15 protein-coding genes are annotated in these 16,094 nt (G+C 39.7%); 6 read left to right on the plus strand and 9 right to left on the minus strand.

Features of this window, described 5'->3' with window-relative positions; all coding sequences use genetic code 11:
• Positions 1-30: 30 nt before the first annotated feature.
• From AOC35_RS09240 to AOC35_RS09250, 3 genes are all read right to left on the minus strand, one after another.
• On the minus strand, positions 31-1,014 hold the full coding sequence (locus tag AOC35_RS09240) for an ADP-ribosylglycohydrolase family protein (RefSeq protein ID WP_108646802.1): 984 nt from the start codon (positions 1,012-1,014) through the stop codon (positions 31-33).
• Positions 1,015-1,454: 440 nt separating this feature from the next.
• A complete protein-coding gene (locus AOC35_RS09245; protein ID WP_159077540.1) occupies positions 1,455-2,780 on the minus strand; it encodes a vWA domain-containing protein in 1,326 nt (441 codons plus the stop codon).
• A 242-nt stretch (positions 2,781-3,022) separates the two neighbouring features.
• Positions 3,023-3,889, minus strand: coding sequence for a MerR family transcriptional regulator (locus AOC35_RS09250; RefSeq protein ID WP_108646804.1), 867 nt, complete (start codon positions 3,887-3,889; stop codon positions 3,023-3,025).
• A 151-nt stretch (positions 3,890-4,040) separates the two neighbouring features.
• On the opposite strand from AOC35_RS09250, the gene AOC35_RS09255 reads away from it, so the two are divergent.
• The gene (locus AOC35_RS09255; protein ID WP_108646805.1) at positions 4,041-4,400 is read left to right on the plus strand and encodes a DUF1810 domain-containing protein; all 360 of its coding nucleotides are present in this window, start codon (positions 4,041-4,043) and stop codon (positions 4,398-4,400) included.
• Positions 4,401-4,459: 59 nt separating this feature from the next.
• Here AOC35_RS09255 and cynS read toward each other — a convergent pair whose 3' ends face one another.
• Genes cynS through AOC35_RS09275 form a run of 4 tightly spaced genes read right to left on the minus strand, consistent with a single transcriptional unit; the run spans position 4,460 to position 8,044 of the window.
• On the minus strand, positions 4,460-4,903 hold the full coding sequence (cynS, locus tag AOC35_RS09260) for a cyanase (RefSeq protein WP_108646806.1): 444 nt from the start codon (positions 4,901-4,903) through the stop codon (positions 4,460-4,462).
• Positions 4,904-4,929: 26 nt separating this feature from the next.
• A complete protein-coding gene (locus tag AOC35_RS09265; protein ID WP_108646807.1) occupies positions 4,930-5,793 on the minus strand; it encodes an ABC transporter ATP-binding protein in 864 nt (287 codons plus the stop codon).
• Positions 5,783-6,655, minus strand: a complete 873-nt coding sequence (locus AOC35_RS09270) for an ABC transporter permease (protein ID WP_108646808.1) — start codon at positions 6,653-6,655, stop codon at positions 5,783-5,785. The genes AOC35_RS09265 and AOC35_RS09270 overlap by 11 nt, the downstream gene beginning before the upstream one ends.
• A 15-nt stretch (positions 6,656-6,670) precedes the next feature.
• Positions 6,671-8,044 (minus strand): CmpA/NrtA family ABC transporter substrate-binding protein, encoded by a 1,374-nt coding sequence (locus AOC35_RS09275; protein ID WP_108646809.1) that lies wholly within the window; start codon positions 8,042-8,044, stop codon positions 6,671-6,673.
• Positions 8,045-8,394: 350 nt separating this feature from the next.
• Between AOC35_RS09275 and AOC35_RS09280 the strand changes: the two genes are divergently transcribed.
• Positions 8,395-10,080 (plus strand): GMC family oxidoreductase, encoded by a 1,686-nt coding sequence (locus AOC35_RS09280; RefSeq protein ID WP_108646810.1) that lies wholly within the window; start codon positions 8,395-8,397, stop codon positions 10,078-10,080.
• A 94-nt stretch (positions 10,081-10,174) separates the two neighbouring features.
• Here the strand turns inward: AOC35_RS09280 and AOC35_RS09285 are convergent, their stop codons facing one another.
• Positions 10,175-11,161, minus strand: a complete 987-nt coding sequence (locus AOC35_RS09285; RefSeq protein ID WP_108646811.1) for a tripartite tricarboxylate transporter substrate binding protein — start codon at positions 11,159-11,161, stop codon at positions 10,175-10,177.
• A gap of 84 nt (positions 11,162-11,245) precedes the next feature.
• Positions 11,246-12,028: an IclR family transcriptional regulator gene (locus tag AOC35_RS09290; RefSeq protein ID WP_159077541.1), complete on the minus strand. Its 783-nt coding sequence runs from the start codon at positions 12,026-12,028 to the stop codon at positions 11,246-11,248.
• A gap of 180 nt (positions 12,029-12,208) precedes the next feature.
• Between AOC35_RS09290 and AOC35_RS09295 the strand changes: the two genes are divergently transcribed.
• The 4 genes from AOC35_RS09295 (at position 12,209) to AOC35_RS09310 (ending at position 16,091) form a co-directional block, all read left to right on the plus strand.
• A complete protein-coding gene (locus tag AOC35_RS09295) occupies positions 12,209-13,171 on the plus strand; it encodes a Bug family tripartite tricarboxylate transporter substrate binding protein (RefSeq protein WP_108646813.1) in 963 nt (320 codons plus the stop codon).
• An 81-nt stretch (positions 13,172-13,252) separates the two neighbouring features.
• Positions 13,253-14,050, plus strand: a complete 798-nt coding sequence (locus tag AOC35_RS09300) for an aspartate/glutamate racemase family protein (protein ID WP_108646814.1) — start codon at positions 13,253-13,255, stop codon at positions 14,048-14,050.
• A 4-nt stretch (positions 14,051-14,054) separates the two neighbouring features.
• Entirely contained in the window at positions 14,055-14,930 is an 876-nt protein-coding gene (locus AOC35_RS09305) for an HpcH/HpaI aldolase/citrate lyase family protein (protein WP_108646815.1), read from the plus strand.
• A gap of 18 nt (positions 14,931-14,948) precedes the next feature.
• Positions 14,949-16,091, plus strand: a complete 1,143-nt coding sequence (locus AOC35_RS09310; protein ID WP_108646816.1) for an acyl-CoA dehydrogenase family protein — start codon at positions 14,949-14,951, stop codon at positions 16,089-16,091.
• Positions 16,092-16,094 lie beyond the last annotated feature (3 nt).

The raw sequence follows: 16,094 nt of genomic DNA on the forward strand, positions 1-16,094 counted from the left end.
GAGCCCAGGTTTACCATCGACTCTCAGAAATTAATCCTCAGGTGGTATGAAGTGTAAACAAGCATCAACTTGCTTGGGATGGAAATTTTCACTTCTTGGTTTTGCACCTAGCTTCGTATCGCAAAGCGTTATTTTTTGCACTTGTGCCGTTGGGATTTGATCAATACCGCATAGTGCTCCGATTAGACCGCCTACTATACAAGCGTTCGTATCGGTATCTCCACCATTCATGAGCGTATGTTTTAAAGCCTCTTCAAAAGAAGCATTAATGGACAAATGATAAAACGCATAAGAAAAAGCAATCTTAATATAACCTTCCTGAGGAAATGCTTTCGGTAAGTTACCATCCAACGCACGCTCCAACCAGCCATTCACTTCCTGATTGGTATTCACCAAATATTCTTGAGCGACTTTTACGGCACCCACATGATCACCTGGCTGGATCATTAGATGACGAATAGCTAATACATAAGCAACGGTGGAATCTTGACAATCCACATTGGGATGCGTCATGCGAACATCCGTCTTGACCATTTTGATGGTGTTTTCCATTGTCATATGAAATGCAGCTACGCCTAATGGTGTTGCGCGCATCAGACAGCCATTGGCCTTTGAATCCATATTAAACTGAAGAGCTCTTTTTTGAAAAGCAGTTGCTAAGCCTTCAATCACGCGTTGCTCTTTATGAACATATAGAGCAGAACTCGTCGCACTGCCGATATCAAAAGGTTTCGAGTCAATCCATGACAAATAGTGATTCGCAACAACATCTGCAATATAAATGCCATGATGTTGGCCTAAAGCTCTTAAGAGGCTTAGGGTTAATTCACCATCGTCTGTTATCTGACCAGCCGCTAGCCTGAATACGCCACCACCATTTAATGCGAGTGCATTGATTACGTCGGCTTCAGTCGGCAGAGTGCTTACATACTTAAATTCCATGACTGAACCAGCTGCATCACCAATTAAAGCACCCTTAATAGCACCCCTGGCTACTTGCATTCTAATACTCATTGACTCTCCAAGTTATTACTATTTTTTGATATGAATAGATGGATTGAATTCTATTTTTTGCTAACTTTAGGGAATCTTTTTTAAACATTTACAAAGTTTGTCATTATCAGATAAAACCACATTCATTTGTTTTAAATTAGGTTCATCTTTTGATACTCTTTTTAGGGTTGATGATGATTAATCATTTTTTATCCTACATTATTTTTTTTATTACATTACTTTTTTATTAGATTATTTTTTTATTAGATTATTTCCATTGAATAGTTGCTTTTATTAGCTGTAGAAGTAATTTTAAGATCTATTAGTATCAAATAATGAGCTTCTATGCAATTAAAAATTAGCATAAAAAGTTTAGGCAAATTTTCAAAAGAGAATCTCTTTTTAAAACAAAAGAGACCCTCTTTCTTTTTATGGAATCACCGTCTAAGGTAAATCGCAATTTACTCCTCTTGTGATTCACTATTCCTTCCTTGGGATGATTTCCTTCTTAAATATGCATGTTTTTCATTCTCAAACATTCTGTTTTCAAAAGGCATTTCATCGCGTTCAGTCGGACGCATCTTCATCGACCTAGAAGAATAGGAAAGTTCTTTACTGGTAACTTCGTAATTACGTTGCTTCACTAATTTTTCAATGTAACTAATTGACTTTTCTAACCAGGGATTATCTTGCGCACGTACTTTTAAATCAGTGATCATCTCTTCAACGCGTTTCCAGTCTCTGCGTTCAACGTATCGGTTAATTTCTTTTTGAATATCGGCGATTTCAATTTCCTGAAAACGTTGAACAACCATCATATTCGTAACAGCTTGTTGATATTCTGAGGGGGTGACCACTTCTAGTTTTGGCAGTTGTACCATGAAAGAGTGTTCAATATCATTTTCATCCATCGCTTTAATGTTGAATACGATATGCTGTCCTTCATCTTGCATCATCACAACTTCACGCATAGGCACTGAGAGGCCTAACCAAACCTCGGTCCCGATAGCAATGGATGGTAAACAATACTGATTTTGTTCATTTTTCACATAATCATTGTGTACTTTTACTCGCAAAAGTTGACTAGAAATACCAACCCTAATGTTTTTCCAAATGATGTGACTCAAATAAGAAAGCTCAGCATCAAAAGACTCTTGTAAGTCCTCCACACGCTGCCCATACCATGCATTTCCTTGCCCAGCATTGGCCATCGCCGTCATCAATGTTTCATTAAAGCCTTCGCCAATACCAACTGTTGTAGTGGTCACACCTGCTATTGCTAAATCCTTTACTTGAGAAGCAATTTGATCCACATCTGTCAAACCTGCATTCGCCTGCCCATCTGACAATAAGATTACTCGACAGACAGATTCCTTACCTGCCAAAGGAGCTAATGTCTCAGCGCCCTTTAACCACCCTCCATGTAAATTGGTACAACCATTTGAAACCACATTATTCAGTCGCATCGGCAATAATGACTTTGCAATGCCGACATTCATTAACTCTAATAATGTCGTAACATAATCATCGTAAATGACTACGGAAATCTTATCTGAATCATGTAATCGGTTGAGTAAGTCAAGTGCGCATTTTTTTGCCTCTTCTAATCGTCGACCAGACATTGAACCGGAGCGATCGATGACTAAAGAGATGGCTAATGGAGTTCTTTTTTCTAGCCCGGTTTCATTTGCACGAATACGTAGCAATATATCCAACGGGTCACGTGAATTGGTTATTACTTCTTTACGAGTGTTGACGATAACGTCAAGAATATTTTGGTTTGCCATTTTTTTAAATTCCTTACTGAGTTTTAAACAGCTTGATGAATGAAATGAAATATCAACTACTTTTTTTAGGTAAAACAATCCCACTTGACCATTTCTAGTCAATTTTTTTATTTCACAATTATTGGTATTACTGGTACTTGTTAATCTGTAAAACGTTTATTTACTTCAAGTTACACAAGGGTTATGGGGATAACGCCTTTACCTACAGCTCATTTTCGCTAGTGTTCTTCATCTGAGATTGTTCATTTTTCATCTCCTGCACTGCGTTGAGTATTCTTTTGCAAAGAATTCTGTTCTATTAATTTGATTCTCTCATCTAAGAGGCTTAATTCTTGAGCCTGCCTCTTTTCCTTTTTTGCCAATTCATTTAACAACTTGATTGAGCCTTCTTGCGAAATCGCTAAGCTTTTATTGATAAAGTTCGAGAATTCCTCAATAGCACTCTGTAATTGTCTGATTGCAAACTGAACATCCATTTGTTGATGCTTCATTTGATCTTTGATTTGCATCAACTTATGATTTATTTCTTGAATCGAGCTTTCAATCGAAGTTAAATGACTAGAACTGATGTCATCTTTTACTTTGTGGCCTTGATTTTCCATTTTCGAAATAATTGCTTTATTTTTTGGCAGGAAGAATGGATCCTCATTCTCATCATCTTCTAAAAAATCTTTTAAAGAGCGCTTAGGACGAATGACGCTTTTTTCGATAGAGTGTGCTGCTGACCGAGATTTTGTGGAAGGGTTTTGATATCCAGCAACCAACAATTCAGCCAAACTCGGTTTATGCTTATTCATTAACATATGCTCTAGTTGATCATTACTCAAAGCTTGAATATAAGGAGCTACTTTAGCCAGAGGATAACCTTGCTCAACCAAAAATCGACTACCTAAAAACTGTAACAGTTGAAGATAGCCATACTCAGCGTCTCGACCAATCCTAGTGGGACGTGTCACTAATCCCTCAGTAACGTAGTACCTAACTAGTCTTTCGTTAATTTTGTCGTGGTCACCGGGCAAAAATAGGCCGTTTGCTGCAATCATGGCAGTACGAGCCAATTCTTCCGAATTACCTATAAACCCTTGATTTGATTTGATAAAATAGCCCATAATTTTTTTAAAATGATTTTTTTGATTAAAGAAATGCAATAAATACAGCGATTAGTGTTATATTGACAGTTAATATTGTCAGTGTCAAGGTTTTTATAGAATATTTTTAAATTATTTTTGTTTTGGCAAATTAGTCCTAACTGGAGAAGAAATGAACCACTCAGTCAATCATCAAGAATTGGAATTGAATCATTTCCTGGAAGCTCAGGATGAGGTATGGTCAGAAGTTCTACTTGAATTAAAGAATGGCAGAAAAGAAACACATTGGATGTGGTTTATCTTTCCGCAACTACTGGGGCTCGGAAAGAGTCCAATGTCTATTAAATATGCAATTAAAAATAATGAGCATGCCAAAGCGTATTGGAATCAACCCATTTTAGGTGCGCGTCTGCGGGAATGCTTTGATTTAGTAGAACAAAGTGGCAAGAAGCCAATTGAGATTTTTGGAGATATTGACACCAAGAAATATAACAGTTGTAAAAAACTATTCAAGCAATTTACTAACAACTAAAACTTTCCATAAAAAAAGGCCTATTGAAAAATAGGCCTTTTAAAATTTACTAATTTAGATTAATAAGTTTTGTAGGATAAATATTTACCAGATAACACCACTTGTACGCGATCACCTTTTGGATCGGGTTCACGTTGAATATCCATTGAAAAATCAATCGCGCTCATAATGCCATCACCAAACTCTTCATGGATGAGCTCTTTAATCGTTGTACCGTAAACACTCACAATTTCATACCAGCGGTAAATGAGCGGATCAGTTGGTACGGCAGTTGGTAAAGAGCCCTTATACGGCACGATTTGTAACCAAGCCATTTCTTCATCTGTCAGTTCAAATAACTTCCCTGCTTCTTCAGCTTGCGCTTTAGTAAAAGTCATTTGACCAAGGCAAGCCGCAGTGACCCACTCCTTAGACTCACCGATTGAAGTAGCGATCTCACTCCACTTCATACCCTTACGAACTTTCGCTTCAATAATTTTTTGTGTAACGACTGCGCGGTCCATGTTTTTCTCCTAAAAAATAAAAATGATTAAGCTGTTACGGTATCAACCCCTGGACGAACCAGTACGGGTTGATAACCATCTAATTCGCCAGTTGCACCTTTGGCCTGTAAATCTTTTGAACGGTTTATTAAAAAATCAACTAAATGATTTCTCATGGGGTAATACATGGGGTCGAGATGTAAATTAGCCCTTTTACGATTTTTTGGTAAGGTATTAATCACAATTTCAGCAATGCGTGCATTGGGACCATTACTCATCAACATAATTTTGTCTGATAACAAAATTGCCTCATCAACATCATGCGTGATCATAAATACTGTTTGAGCTGTCTCACTACAAATTTTGAGCAATTCATCTTGAATCACACCTCGTGTTAGTGCATCTAAGGCACCAAAAGGCTCATCCAATAACAACATTTTTGGCTCAATCGCAAATGCTCGGGCAATACCGACCCTTTGTTTCATACCACCAGATAATTCAGACGGTTTTTTATTTTCAGCATTTACCAGACCAACCATTTCTAAGTATTTTTTTGAATGCTTAGCAATTTTTTCTTTATTCCAATCAGGGTATTTAGATTTCACAGCAAAACAAACATTTTGTAATACTGTCATCCAAGGCATTAAGGCATGACCTTGGAAGACAACGCCGCGTTCTAAGCTAGGACCTTTGATTTCACGGCCAAGCATATAAGAGTAACCACTGGTGGCGTCCTCTAAGCCTGCGAGTACATTCAAAATCGTTGTTTTACCACAGCCTGAGTGGCCAATAATACAAACAAACTCACCACGTTCGATCTCAAAATTAATCCCCTCAAAAACTGGTGGTCCTTCTAATTTATAAGACTTACTGAGGTTCTCAACTGTTAAAAATGATTTTTCAGTCTGCATAAGACACCGCCTTTTGTAATTCTGCGAAGATAACATCAAGAATCATTCCTACGAATCCAATCATGAGAATCGCAAAAATAACACTTGAAAGAGCTAGGTTATTCCATTCATTCCATAAAAAATAACCAATACCAGTTCCACCAACTAACATTTCTGCAGCAACAATAACAAGCCAGGCAATCCCCATAGAAATCCGCATACCCGTCAAGATTGTTGGAGCAGCGGCTGGCAGTATCACTAGAAATGCTTTGCGCAGTGGTGATACTTCTAAAGTCTTCGTTACATTAATGAGTTCCTTACGGACATTCGCTACCCCAAACGCTGTGTTGAGCAACATCGGCCAAATCGAACAAATAAAAATAACAAAAATCCCTGAGATTGAAGAATCCTTGATTGTGTATAAAGCAATCGGCATCCAGGCTAGAGGTGAAATAGGTTTGAAGATTTGAATAAATGGATTAAAGGCCTGATAAATTAACGGCGACATGCCAATGACAAATCCAAAGGGTAGTGCAATTAATACAGCAAGGAAAAAACCTAAACCAACTCTACCTAAAGAATACGCTAACTGAATACCTACACCCTTATCATTGGGGCCGTTATCGTAAAAAGGATGCGAAAGTTGTTTCGCAAATGTTTGACCCATTTGAGTCAGAGTTGGGAACCCTGATTTTGGTACTGAGTCCATACTATTTGCCCCACTACTATTTCCCATTAAAGCCTCGTATTCACTTGTCGATGCAGAGACAGTTGGAGCCGACACTTTTTTTGGCGTTGTAGCTAGATGCCAAACAAAGAGCATGAATAATAAAATCAATACAGAAAGTATCGTTCCCTTTATTTTTATAGAAAGCTTTTTCATTTTTAAATCCTAACCTTAAGCTTTAATGTGTGGAAAAGAATTCAAATAGGCGGCAGGCTGGCTAGGGTCAAATTCCTTACCCATAATCTTCACCTTTTTATAACCTGTTTTTGCCTCTACAGGAATTGCAAGACCCATGTCATTCATGTACTTCTTCGCATCCGTCATCAAAAATACTTTTTCAGAGATATCTTTGTAATTGACATCACCTTTAACATATCCCCAGCGCTGCATTTGGGTTAACATCCAGGTCGCCATGGAGTACCAAGGAATTGGGTTAAAGTCGATTCGATCAGGAACGTTTTGAACATTACCAAGTCCATCAGCAAACTTACCAGTCAATACTTGCATCACAACGGTTTCCGGCTGATTGAGATAATTTGCAGGTGAAATTACTTTAGCAATCAACGGACGATTAGCTGGGTCGCGCGCCATGGTTGAAGCATTCAGTACCGCACGATAAAGAGCTGCAAAGGTATTTGGATTTTTCTTAATAAACTCTTCCGAGGTACCAAAGGCACAGCACGGATGACCGTCCCAAATTTCTTTAGTCAAAATATGAATAAAGCCAATTTCATCATAAACTGCTCTTTGATTAAATGGATCAGGTCCTAAAAAGCCATCAATATTTCCCGCTCTTAAGTTGGCAACCATCTCTGGTGGTGGAGTTACGCGAATTTGAATATCACGATCTGGATCAAGACCCGCTTGTGCAACGTAATAGCGCAACAAGAAGTTATGCATCGAATATTCAAAAGGCACCGCAAATTTCAAACCCTTCCACATTTTTGGGTCACGCTTATCTTTATGCTTATTCGCTAAAGTAATAGCCTGGCCATTCACATTTTGGATGGTTGCAACGCGCATTGGATTAGGGTCAGAGCCTACACCCATGGACATGGAAAGTGGCATTGGTGACAAAAAATGGGAAGCATCATGCTCCTTGTTAATCATCTTGTCACGGATTAAAGCCCATCCAGCGGTTTTATTTAGAGTGACATTCAAACCCTGTTTTTTATAAAAACCTAAGGGATCAGCCATGATTAAAGGCGTTGCACAAGTAATAGCAATGAAGCCAATTTTTAAATCCGTTTTTTCGAGAGGCGATTTTTCTTGCGCCATCGCTTGTAAACTTTCAATCGGTAAAAAGCCAGATAAGGCACTCATGGCACCACCTGTACCAACCGCTTTTAAGAATGCCCGACGACGACTTTCTTGCGGGAATAAGGCTTTTACTAAGCTTGCTTCAACAAAGTCTGCACTCATTTTTTCTTCATCAATAGCTGTAGAAAGCTCACGATTGTGCTCAGCATCGGATGCATGTCTTCCGCAACTACAGTGGTTGCTAAACAATGGGCGCTCTGAGTCGTATGGTCGATAAGTATTCATCAAAACTCCTAAAAGATAGTAAAAATACATTTGTAAAAAGCATCAATATGGTGATTATTCGCTATGAAAAGGCAGTTAAGACGGGATTTTTGCACCAATAACCCACATTGCAATCTGTTTGCACCAAAAAAATCTATCTCGCACCAATTTGGAAAACCGAGGGCAACGAACTGGCTTAAACTCCAAATCACGAATTATTGTTTTTTTAATGATTATTGAATTAAATCAATGACTTTCTGATTGAAAGCTTATCTTTACCATACAAATTATTTCAAAAGCTGATCAACATATTTTTGCCATTAATTAAAATCACCTAAAATTTAGACATAAGAAAAAATAAGGAGACTGAATTGAATACCAAGTACGACTATGTGATTGTTGGCGCTGGGGTAGCAGGATGTGTGTTGGCAGCGAGACTTACTGAAAACCCAAATACTAGAGTACTTTTAATTGAGGCTGGGAAGGATACTCCCCCGGGTGCAGAACCAGAAGATATTTTGGATAACTACCCTACTTCTTATTACAACAAGTCTTACATTTGGCCAAACTTCAAAGTTTCTTGGCGTAAATCCGAAAATGGCCTCACTAATTTTCCGCAGGGCAAAATTATGGGGGGTGGTGGCTCCTTAATGGGCATGGTCTCTTTGCGAGGCACCCCAGCAGATTACTCAGAGTGGGTCGATCAGGGAGCTAAAAATTGGGGCTGGGAAGATGTCCTGCCTTTTTTTAATAAGTTAGAAACTGATATTGATTTTCAAAATGAAATGCATGGCGCAAATGGGCCGATTCCAATTCGCCGCCTACCAAAAGATCAATGGCCACCTCTAACTAAAGCAATTGCAAACTACTCTTTAAAAAATAACTTCCCCCTAATCAGTGATCCGAACGCTGACTTCAGAGATGGTTATGGATCAACGCCCGTTTGTAATACCCCGCATCAACGCGCGTCTACAGCTCTGAGATATATCACACCAACCGTTCGACAACGTGCCAATTTAACGATGCTGCATGAAACCCAAGTGGAGAAAGTCCTCTTTGAAGGTAAAAAAGCGATTGGCGTACTTGCCAATGATGCGAGTGGACAAGTTAGCTATTTCGGTCAAGAAATTTTGGTATCAGGCGGGGGCATCTTCTCACCCGCACTATTAATGCGTTCAGGAATCGGCGATGCGAGCACATTACAACAATTGCAAATTCCTGTTATAGCTCACCGACCTGGTGTTGGTCAAAATTTACAAAACCATCCCATCTTATTTATTGGGTTTCACCTAAAAAAAGATGCTCGCCAAAATCCCTCTTTACGAACTCACCCAAGTGCTAGCTTACGCTTTTCTTCGCAACTTCCAGACTGTCCTCCCGGCGACCTTTATGTCAATGTTCAAAGTAAAACCTCTTGGAATGCCATGGGACTTCAAATCGGTAACTTGGCGCCCTGCGTTTTAAGACCTAAATCGACTGGGCACGTTACGATTCGCAGTCCGTTCGTAAAAGATCATCCATTGACAGAGTTTAATTTCTTAAGCGATCCAACCGATGTAACACGGATGATGATGTCTTTCACCAAAGCTGTAGAAATTTTGGCAGATCAAGAAATCAAAAAGTTGATGGGTACACCGTTTCCGGTTCGGTTTTCTGACCGCTTAAGACAACTGAATGAATATACCCCTCAAAATTCTAAGAAGGCTAATCGTTTAGCTACCTTATTAAACCTCTTTCCGGGAATCAGTGATTTTGTTTTGAGTCGATTAACAGGCGACGCAATTGATTTAGACGCGCTCATCAAAAATCCACAGGATCTTGCGCAACATGTACAAAAAAATATAGCTGGTATGTTTCATCCCGTTGGTTCTTGTCGCATGGGTAATGAGGACGATCTGATGGCAGTGGTCAACTCAGAAGGACAAGTTTACGGCGTGGAAAATCTTCGGGTGATTGATGCTTCAGTCATGCCTAATTTAATTGCAGGTAATACGAATATTCCAACCATTATGGTGGCTGAGAAAATGGCAGACCATATTATCCGAGGCCAACCATAGTAAAACTGTCGATAAAAAAACATGGCGTATTCTTTTTTAAGATTACGCCATGTTTTTATTCATTCTAAATTAACCAACTAAATACTTTTGCGTATTAATTACTTTCTTTCAGCAGTCCTGCCTTACCCATAATGCCTCTGACCACCTCACGACGTTTGTCTAAAAAGGGGACTATATTTTCAGGTGGCATATAGTTCCAACTGGCGTATTGATCTTGCACGAATTTAATAAATTCTGGATCTTTAGCCGCCTGTTCTACTGCTTTCGATAGTTTATTAGCAATATCCTTAGGTAATCCACTTGGAGCGATAATAATATTGAGAGACTCCCACGTCACTGGATACCCCAATTCTTTCATCGTTGGCATTTTTTCATAAGGTGGCGGTGGTGCTGTTTCAGCGAGAGAAGCTAAGAACCGAACTTGACCACCTTCGAGTAATGCACGAGCTGAGCCGAGTCCTGCAACACCTAACTCTGCGTGACCACCACCCACTAATAAGGCAACCGCTGCACCTGCACCAGTGACTGGAATACTAGCCATCTCTAAATTAGCACCCGTTAAAAGAGTTTGAGCACCTACCCACCAACTTTGACCAACTCCAGCAGTAGCTAAATTTATTTTTCCTGGATTAGCTCTTACATAAGTAATGGCCTCTTGAGCAGTTTTGAATTGCACCTGACTTTTATTAGAAGCAATTAAGATAGGGAAAAAGGTGGCATAAGCACCTAAATGAGTGAAACTACGATAATCAAGTGGAGACATTCCTTGCAATTTATTCGTAACAATCGTTGCCGATGCCCAACCAATGGTGTAGCCGTCTGGCTTAGCTTGGTTAATCTCTTTATACCCAATAGCACTTCCGGCTCCAGGTCGATTCACAATCGTAATAGGCTGACCCAAAATTCGTCCAACCCGATCCATTAAAGGTCGTGCTAATACGTCACCATCAGAACCAGCTTCAACTGCCAGAATAAAAGTAATGGGGCGATTGGGATAGTTTTCTTGGGCAAATAGTTGCGAAGACAATCCCAAACATAGGATACCTATTGCTACTTTCAAATTACATAAAACATTTTTCATTGTCTTTCATCTCCTTAAAATTTTTAATAATTATTTTTTCCTACGAACTACTCTCTAAAATCTCTCAACACCTTCATGCTTGAATTACGAAGCAAGTAACTCAAACTCTATTTTCTTCCCTGCATTAATTAATACTTCCATACAAAGATTTTTTAATGTTTCATTAAAACGCACTTCCGGCACCACAATACTGATTGCGCCGAGGGGATAATGATTTTCACCAAGAATCGGTACTGCTAACGCAATCACTCCAACTGAATTCTCACCATAAGAAAATGTCACCCCATTTTCTGTATCTGCTTCGAGACGAGCTTCTAATTCTTTTTTGGTTTTTGCAGTTTTATCCGTATTGGGTTTGATCTTTAGGTTCTTAAGGTAATCATCTCTCTCCAACTCCGGTAAGGCGTGCAATACTGCTTTTCCTGCTGCAGCAGAATATAAGGAAAACTTCACATGAGGAGTCATTCGATAACTGAGGGGATAATTTGCTTCAGCCCCCAAAATTCTCTCAATATGATCTCCTTTAAAAACATAAAATGCTGATGCCTCGAGGGTTTTTTCTGTCATCCAATTTAATTGCGCCTGCGCAATTTGAGGCATTTTTTTGACATTCTCACCCTTTTTAATCAAATCATAAAAAGCGGGTCCTAGTAAATAGGTGTTTTCAGTATGATTTTTTTCTAAGTAGTTTCTATTAATCAAATTCTTAAGTAGCCCCGTTAAGCTACTTTTGGGAATATCTAAGCTGTAGGCAATATCAGTATGGGAGGCGCTATTGCCTCGGCGGCATAGTAACTCGAGCACATCCAACACCCTATCTGCGGATTTAATGGACGAGTTTGATTTTTGTTCTGAGTTAGAAAGCATCGTAACAATGTAAAAAAAATTATTGACTAAAAATATTGACACAAGCTGAATTCTAGTGCTAGAATATAAACAAGTTCACATATAAGAACTAATTATAAAATAATTTATAAATATAAACAAGACAAAATTCAATAATCTGATTGCAAAATCTAAGTTTGAAGGTTGTGGAGGAGACAAATAATGAGACTGAAAAAGTCCTTTTTAATTTTGGGGTTATGTTTGCAGGCGCTACCCGCGTTTGCTGCATACCCTGAAATGCCTATCAATATGGTCGTATCATTTGCCCCTGGAGGTGCGACTGATATCACCGCTAGAATCGTGGCCTTAGCCATGAGTAAAAATCAAAACGGCCCACAAATCATTGTTGAAAACCGTCCAGGCGGAGGTGGCACAGTAGCTACTGGTTACGTCAAAAATGCGAAACCTAACGGTTATACGATTATGTTGACTTCAAGTGTCTACGTTGTCACGCCAAGTCTAAAAAAACCATCGCCCTACGATCCCGTAAAAGACTTTGTTCCTATTTGTGAAATCGGTGATGCACCCAACGTTGCCGTTGTCAAAGCGAATTCTAAGATCAGAAACTTGGCAGATTTAATTGCCATGGCTAAATCAGATCCGGCTTTAGTCAGTTTTGGCAGTCCTGGCGCGGGTACAACTCCTCATCTTGCAGGTGAAGTGTTAAAGATTCGCGCCAAAATTAATATGACCCATATTCCTTATAAAGGAGCAGGTCCTGCCATGACGGACTTAATGGGCGGTCAAACTCAAGTTCTTTTTGGTAGTTTAGCCTCCGTCATTTCTAATATTCAAGCTGGTCAAGTACGAGCAATTGTGCAAACAGGCGATAAACCATGGCCTGATTTACCAAATGTGCCTTTAATGGCAGATGCGGGTATCGAAAATGCTGTGTCTGATACGTTCCAAACTATCTTCGCTCCTGCAGGTACCCCTCCAGAAGCGATCAGTTATTTATCGCAACAATGTTTAACAGCTCTAAAAAGGCCTGAAGTCATTGAGAGTCTTAAGCAGGCTGGTTTAGCAACGACAGCTTTAGATTCAGAAAAAACCCTGGCACGTATCAAACGAGAAGTTCCGTATTGGCGCGAGGTCATTGAAAAAGGTAATATTACTAGCGAATAATTATTTGCTGTATTTACAAGTAATCGTAATCTTAAAGCATACATTTAATTAATCACTCTTCATTCTTCATTAGGAACAATCATGAAAATATGGTGGCAAAGTAGTACCGCGATTCATCGTTTAGATGACTATAGAAATACCTTAACAAAAAATTTAAATGATTTAAAACGTCCAGATGTTGAAGTGCATGTGAACGGTGTGGATGACGGTTCAATGGATCTACATTACAACGCTGTTGTTGCTATTAATAGTTATGGCGTTGGCGGTGTATTGAACAAAATGATGCAAGCCCAAGAGCAAGGTTATGACGCGGTAGCAATCGGCTGTTTTTTAGACCCAGCGATGCAAGAAGCAAGAGAGATTCTACAAATCCCAGTATTAGGCTTAGGTGAAGCAAGTATGCTGATGGCCTGCATGTACGGACATAAGTTTTCTGGGATTGCCTTTCATAAAAAGCAATCACAATACTATGATCGCAAAGCCTTTGAGTATGGCTTAAGCTCCAGACATATTCCGTTTGGTGATTTGGGGATTGACTTTACAGAAGTACAAAAAGCATTCACAAGCCCAGGTCAAATGACAGATAATTTCTTAAAAGAATCTCGTCGTTTAGCAAGCCAAGGTGCTGAAGTAATTTTAGCTGCTTGCGCCACCGTTAACGCAATCATCCGTCGCGAAAATATCACTGAAGTGGACGGCGCGCTGATTATGGACTGTAATGCTGTCCTATTAAAAACGACTGAAGCGATGGCCGATTTAAGCAAGATGGTAGGTTTAAACGCTAGTCGTAAACTACTATATCAATCACCGATCAATGCAGATATTGATCGCTGGAAACAAATCTATGGCTTCCGTTCACAAGCCCAATTAAAACCTTAAATTTATGAGAATCATTAGAACAGCCCTTTTTGCACCGGGCATTAATACCAAAGTCATGGGTAAAGCTGTGGCAAGTCCAGTTGATGCCGTCCTGTTCGATTTAGAGGACTCTGTCGCTCTGGACTCCAAAGCACAAGCCAGACAATTAGTGCGTGAAGCCATTACAGAGTTACACCTCTCTACTAGAGAAGATAAGCCTTATGTCATGGTGAGAACCAATGCGATGGATACAGGCATGCTAGAGGAAGATATCGCACAGATTGCGGTACCAGGCTTAGACATGGTATTCATTCCTAAAGCAGAACAACCTGAGCACATGAAGCAAATAGAACAACAACTTCTGTCCTTAGAAAAAGAACGTGGTATTAATCCGATTGCTATCGGACTTCAGATTGAATCAGCGATTGGGGTTTATAACTGCTACAACATCATCAAAGCTTCTGCAAGAGTTCAACTCACCAGCTTAGGCACTGCCCAGGATGGTGATTTACAAAATGACCTAGGTTGTGGGTGGTCGGTAGATGGCCCAGAAATGCTGTACGCACGCTCTAAAGTTTTACTGGACTCCAAAGCGGCTGGCAATGTAATTAGTATTGACGGCGTCTTTGCTGATTTAAATGATGAAGAAGGCCTCATGACTGAATCTAAAATGTCAGCTAGCCTCGGCTATGTGGGTAGAACCATCATTCATCCGAAACAAATTAGTATCGTTGAGCAAGCTTACGGCATTTCACAGGCAACCCTCGAATATTACCAATTAATCGTTAAAGAATTTGAAATTGCAGAACAAAAAGGTATCGCTGCGATTACGATTAATAATAAATTAGTGGACTATGCAATGTACCGTCAAGCAAAGCGATTAACAGCTAATTCTAAATAAAAAAATAACTATTCCTCTATGAACTTCGCTCTCAGCACCGACCAAGAAAATATCCAGCGTCACCTAACCGATTTATTGACTGATATTTGTACTCCACAGTATGTACAAAATTGCGATGAGCAACAAAAGCCACCCAGAGAAGCATTTGACGCGCTCGCAAAAAATGGCTGGCTAGGCTTGATTGCTCCTGAGTCACTCGGTGGAGCTGGTGGCTCTGCGACTGATTTAGCTGTCATGTTAGATGTTTTAGGCTATCACTTTGAAGAGTTGGGACTGTGGGTATTTAGAAATCTGACCTACGGTTGCTACGCTGTCATGAAACATGGCACTCAGGAACAAATTGACTATCTAGTGCCGAAGGTTATTACAGGCGAGATGTCGTTTTGTTTTGGCTTAACTGAACCCGACTCTGGTTCTGATGCTAGTGCCCTCACTACAAAAGCAACCAAACATGACGATGAGTACATCCTCAATGGTCGCAAAGTGTATACCTCCGGCATGGATATTAGCGACTACTGTTTATTAGTCGCTAGAACTAGTACTTTAGAAAGAAAGCAACAAGGAATCACCACTTTTTTAGTGGATACTAAATTACCTGGCATTGAAGTAAAAAAATTACAAACTTTGGGTCAGCGTTCTATCGGTACCACTGAAGTGCTTTATAGTGACGTACATATTCCGGCTTCATCGATTCTTGGCAAACTAGATCATGGTTGGACTGGTGCAGATGATTACTTGTGTTACGAGCGCTTGTGTTTATCAGCGGCTAGAACTGGTGCGGCCCGCTCCGCTTTTGAAATTGCCTTAGATTATGCAAAAAATCGCGTCCAGTTTGGTAAACCGATTGGCAAATTTCAGGCTGTATCTCATAAGCTTGCCGAAATGAAGTCGATGCTAGATATTGCCCAGACCATGGTATATCGATACGCTTGGTTAATGGAGCAAGGCAAAAATACACGCCAAGATGCTGCGATTTTGAAGCTATACACGAGTGAATCGTATAAATCGATTAGTGATATGTGCCTACAAATTCTTGGTGGTTACGGCTATTGCATGGAATACCCAATGCAACGTTTCTTTAGAGATTCTCGCTTAGCAACCATTGGTGGCGGAACCTCTGAAATTCAAAAAAACATTATCGCAAGTTCACTAGGCCTATAGGAG

This window comes from Polynucleobacter rarus (assembly GCF_003072505.1).
GTDB classification, from domain to species: Bacteria; Pseudomonadota; Gammaproteobacteria; order Burkholderiales; family Burkholderiaceae; genus Polynucleobacter; species Polynucleobacter rarus.

What these genes read in the sequence shown, in the direction of transcription:
- AOC35_RS09255 (WP_108646805.1), top strand. Translation starts at nt 4,041, where the DNA reads ATGAACCACTCAGTCAATCATCAAGAATTGGAATTGAATCATTTCCTG.
- cynS (WP_108646806.1), bottom strand. Translation starts at nt 4,903, where the DNA reads ATGGACCGCGCAGTCGTTACACAAAAAATTATTGAAGCGAAAGTTCGT.
- AOC35_RS09265 (WP_108646807.1), bottom strand. Translation starts at nt 5,793, where the DNA reads ATGCAGACTGAAAAATCATTTTTAACAGTTGAGAACCTCAGTAAGTCT.
- AOC35_RS09240 (WP_108646802.1), bottom strand. Translation starts at nt 1,014, where the DNA reads ATGAGTATTAGAATGCAAGTAGCCAGGGGTGCTATTAAGGGTGCTTTA.
- AOC35_RS09295 (WP_108646813.1), top strand. Translation starts at nt 12,209, where the DNA reads ATGAGACTGAAAAAGTCCTTTTTAATTTTGGGGTTATGTTTGCAGGCG.
- AOC35_RS09300 (WP_108646814.1), top strand. Translation starts at nt 13,253, where the DNA reads ATGAAAATATGGTGGCAAAGTAGTACCGCGATTCATCGTTTAGATGAC.
- AOC35_RS09275 (WP_108646809.1), bottom strand. Translation starts at nt 8,044, where the DNA reads ATGAATACTTATCGACCATACGACTCAGAGCGCCCATTGTTTAGCAAC.
- AOC35_RS09290 (WP_159077541.1), bottom strand. Translation starts at nt 12,028, where the DNA reads ATGCTTTCTAACTCAGAACAAAAATCAAACTCGTCCATTAAATCCGCA.
- AOC35_RS09270 (WP_108646808.1), bottom strand. Translation starts at nt 6,655, where the DNA reads ATGAAAAAGCTTTCTATAAAAATAAAGGGAACGATACTTTCTGTATTG.
- AOC35_RS09250 (WP_108646804.1), bottom strand. Translation starts at nt 3,889, where the DNA reads ATGGGCTATTTTATCAAATCAAATCAAGGGTTTATAGGTAATTCGGAA.
- AOC35_RS09245 (WP_159077540.1), bottom strand. Translation starts at nt 2,780, where the DNA reads ATGGCAAACCAAAATATTCTTGACGTTATCGTCAACACTCGTAAAGAA.
- AOC35_RS09285 (WP_108646811.1), bottom strand. Translation starts at nt 11,161, where the DNA reads ATGAAAAATGTTTTATGTAATTTGAAAGTAGCAATAGGTATCCTATGT.
- AOC35_RS09310 (WP_108646816.1), top strand. Translation starts at nt 14,949, where the DNA reads ATGAACTTCGCTCTCAGCACCGACCAAGAAAATATCCAGCGTCACCTA.
- AOC35_RS09305 (WP_108646815.1), top strand. Translation starts at nt 14,055, where the DNA reads ATGAGAATCATTAGAACAGCCCTTTTTGCACCGGGCATTAATACCAAA.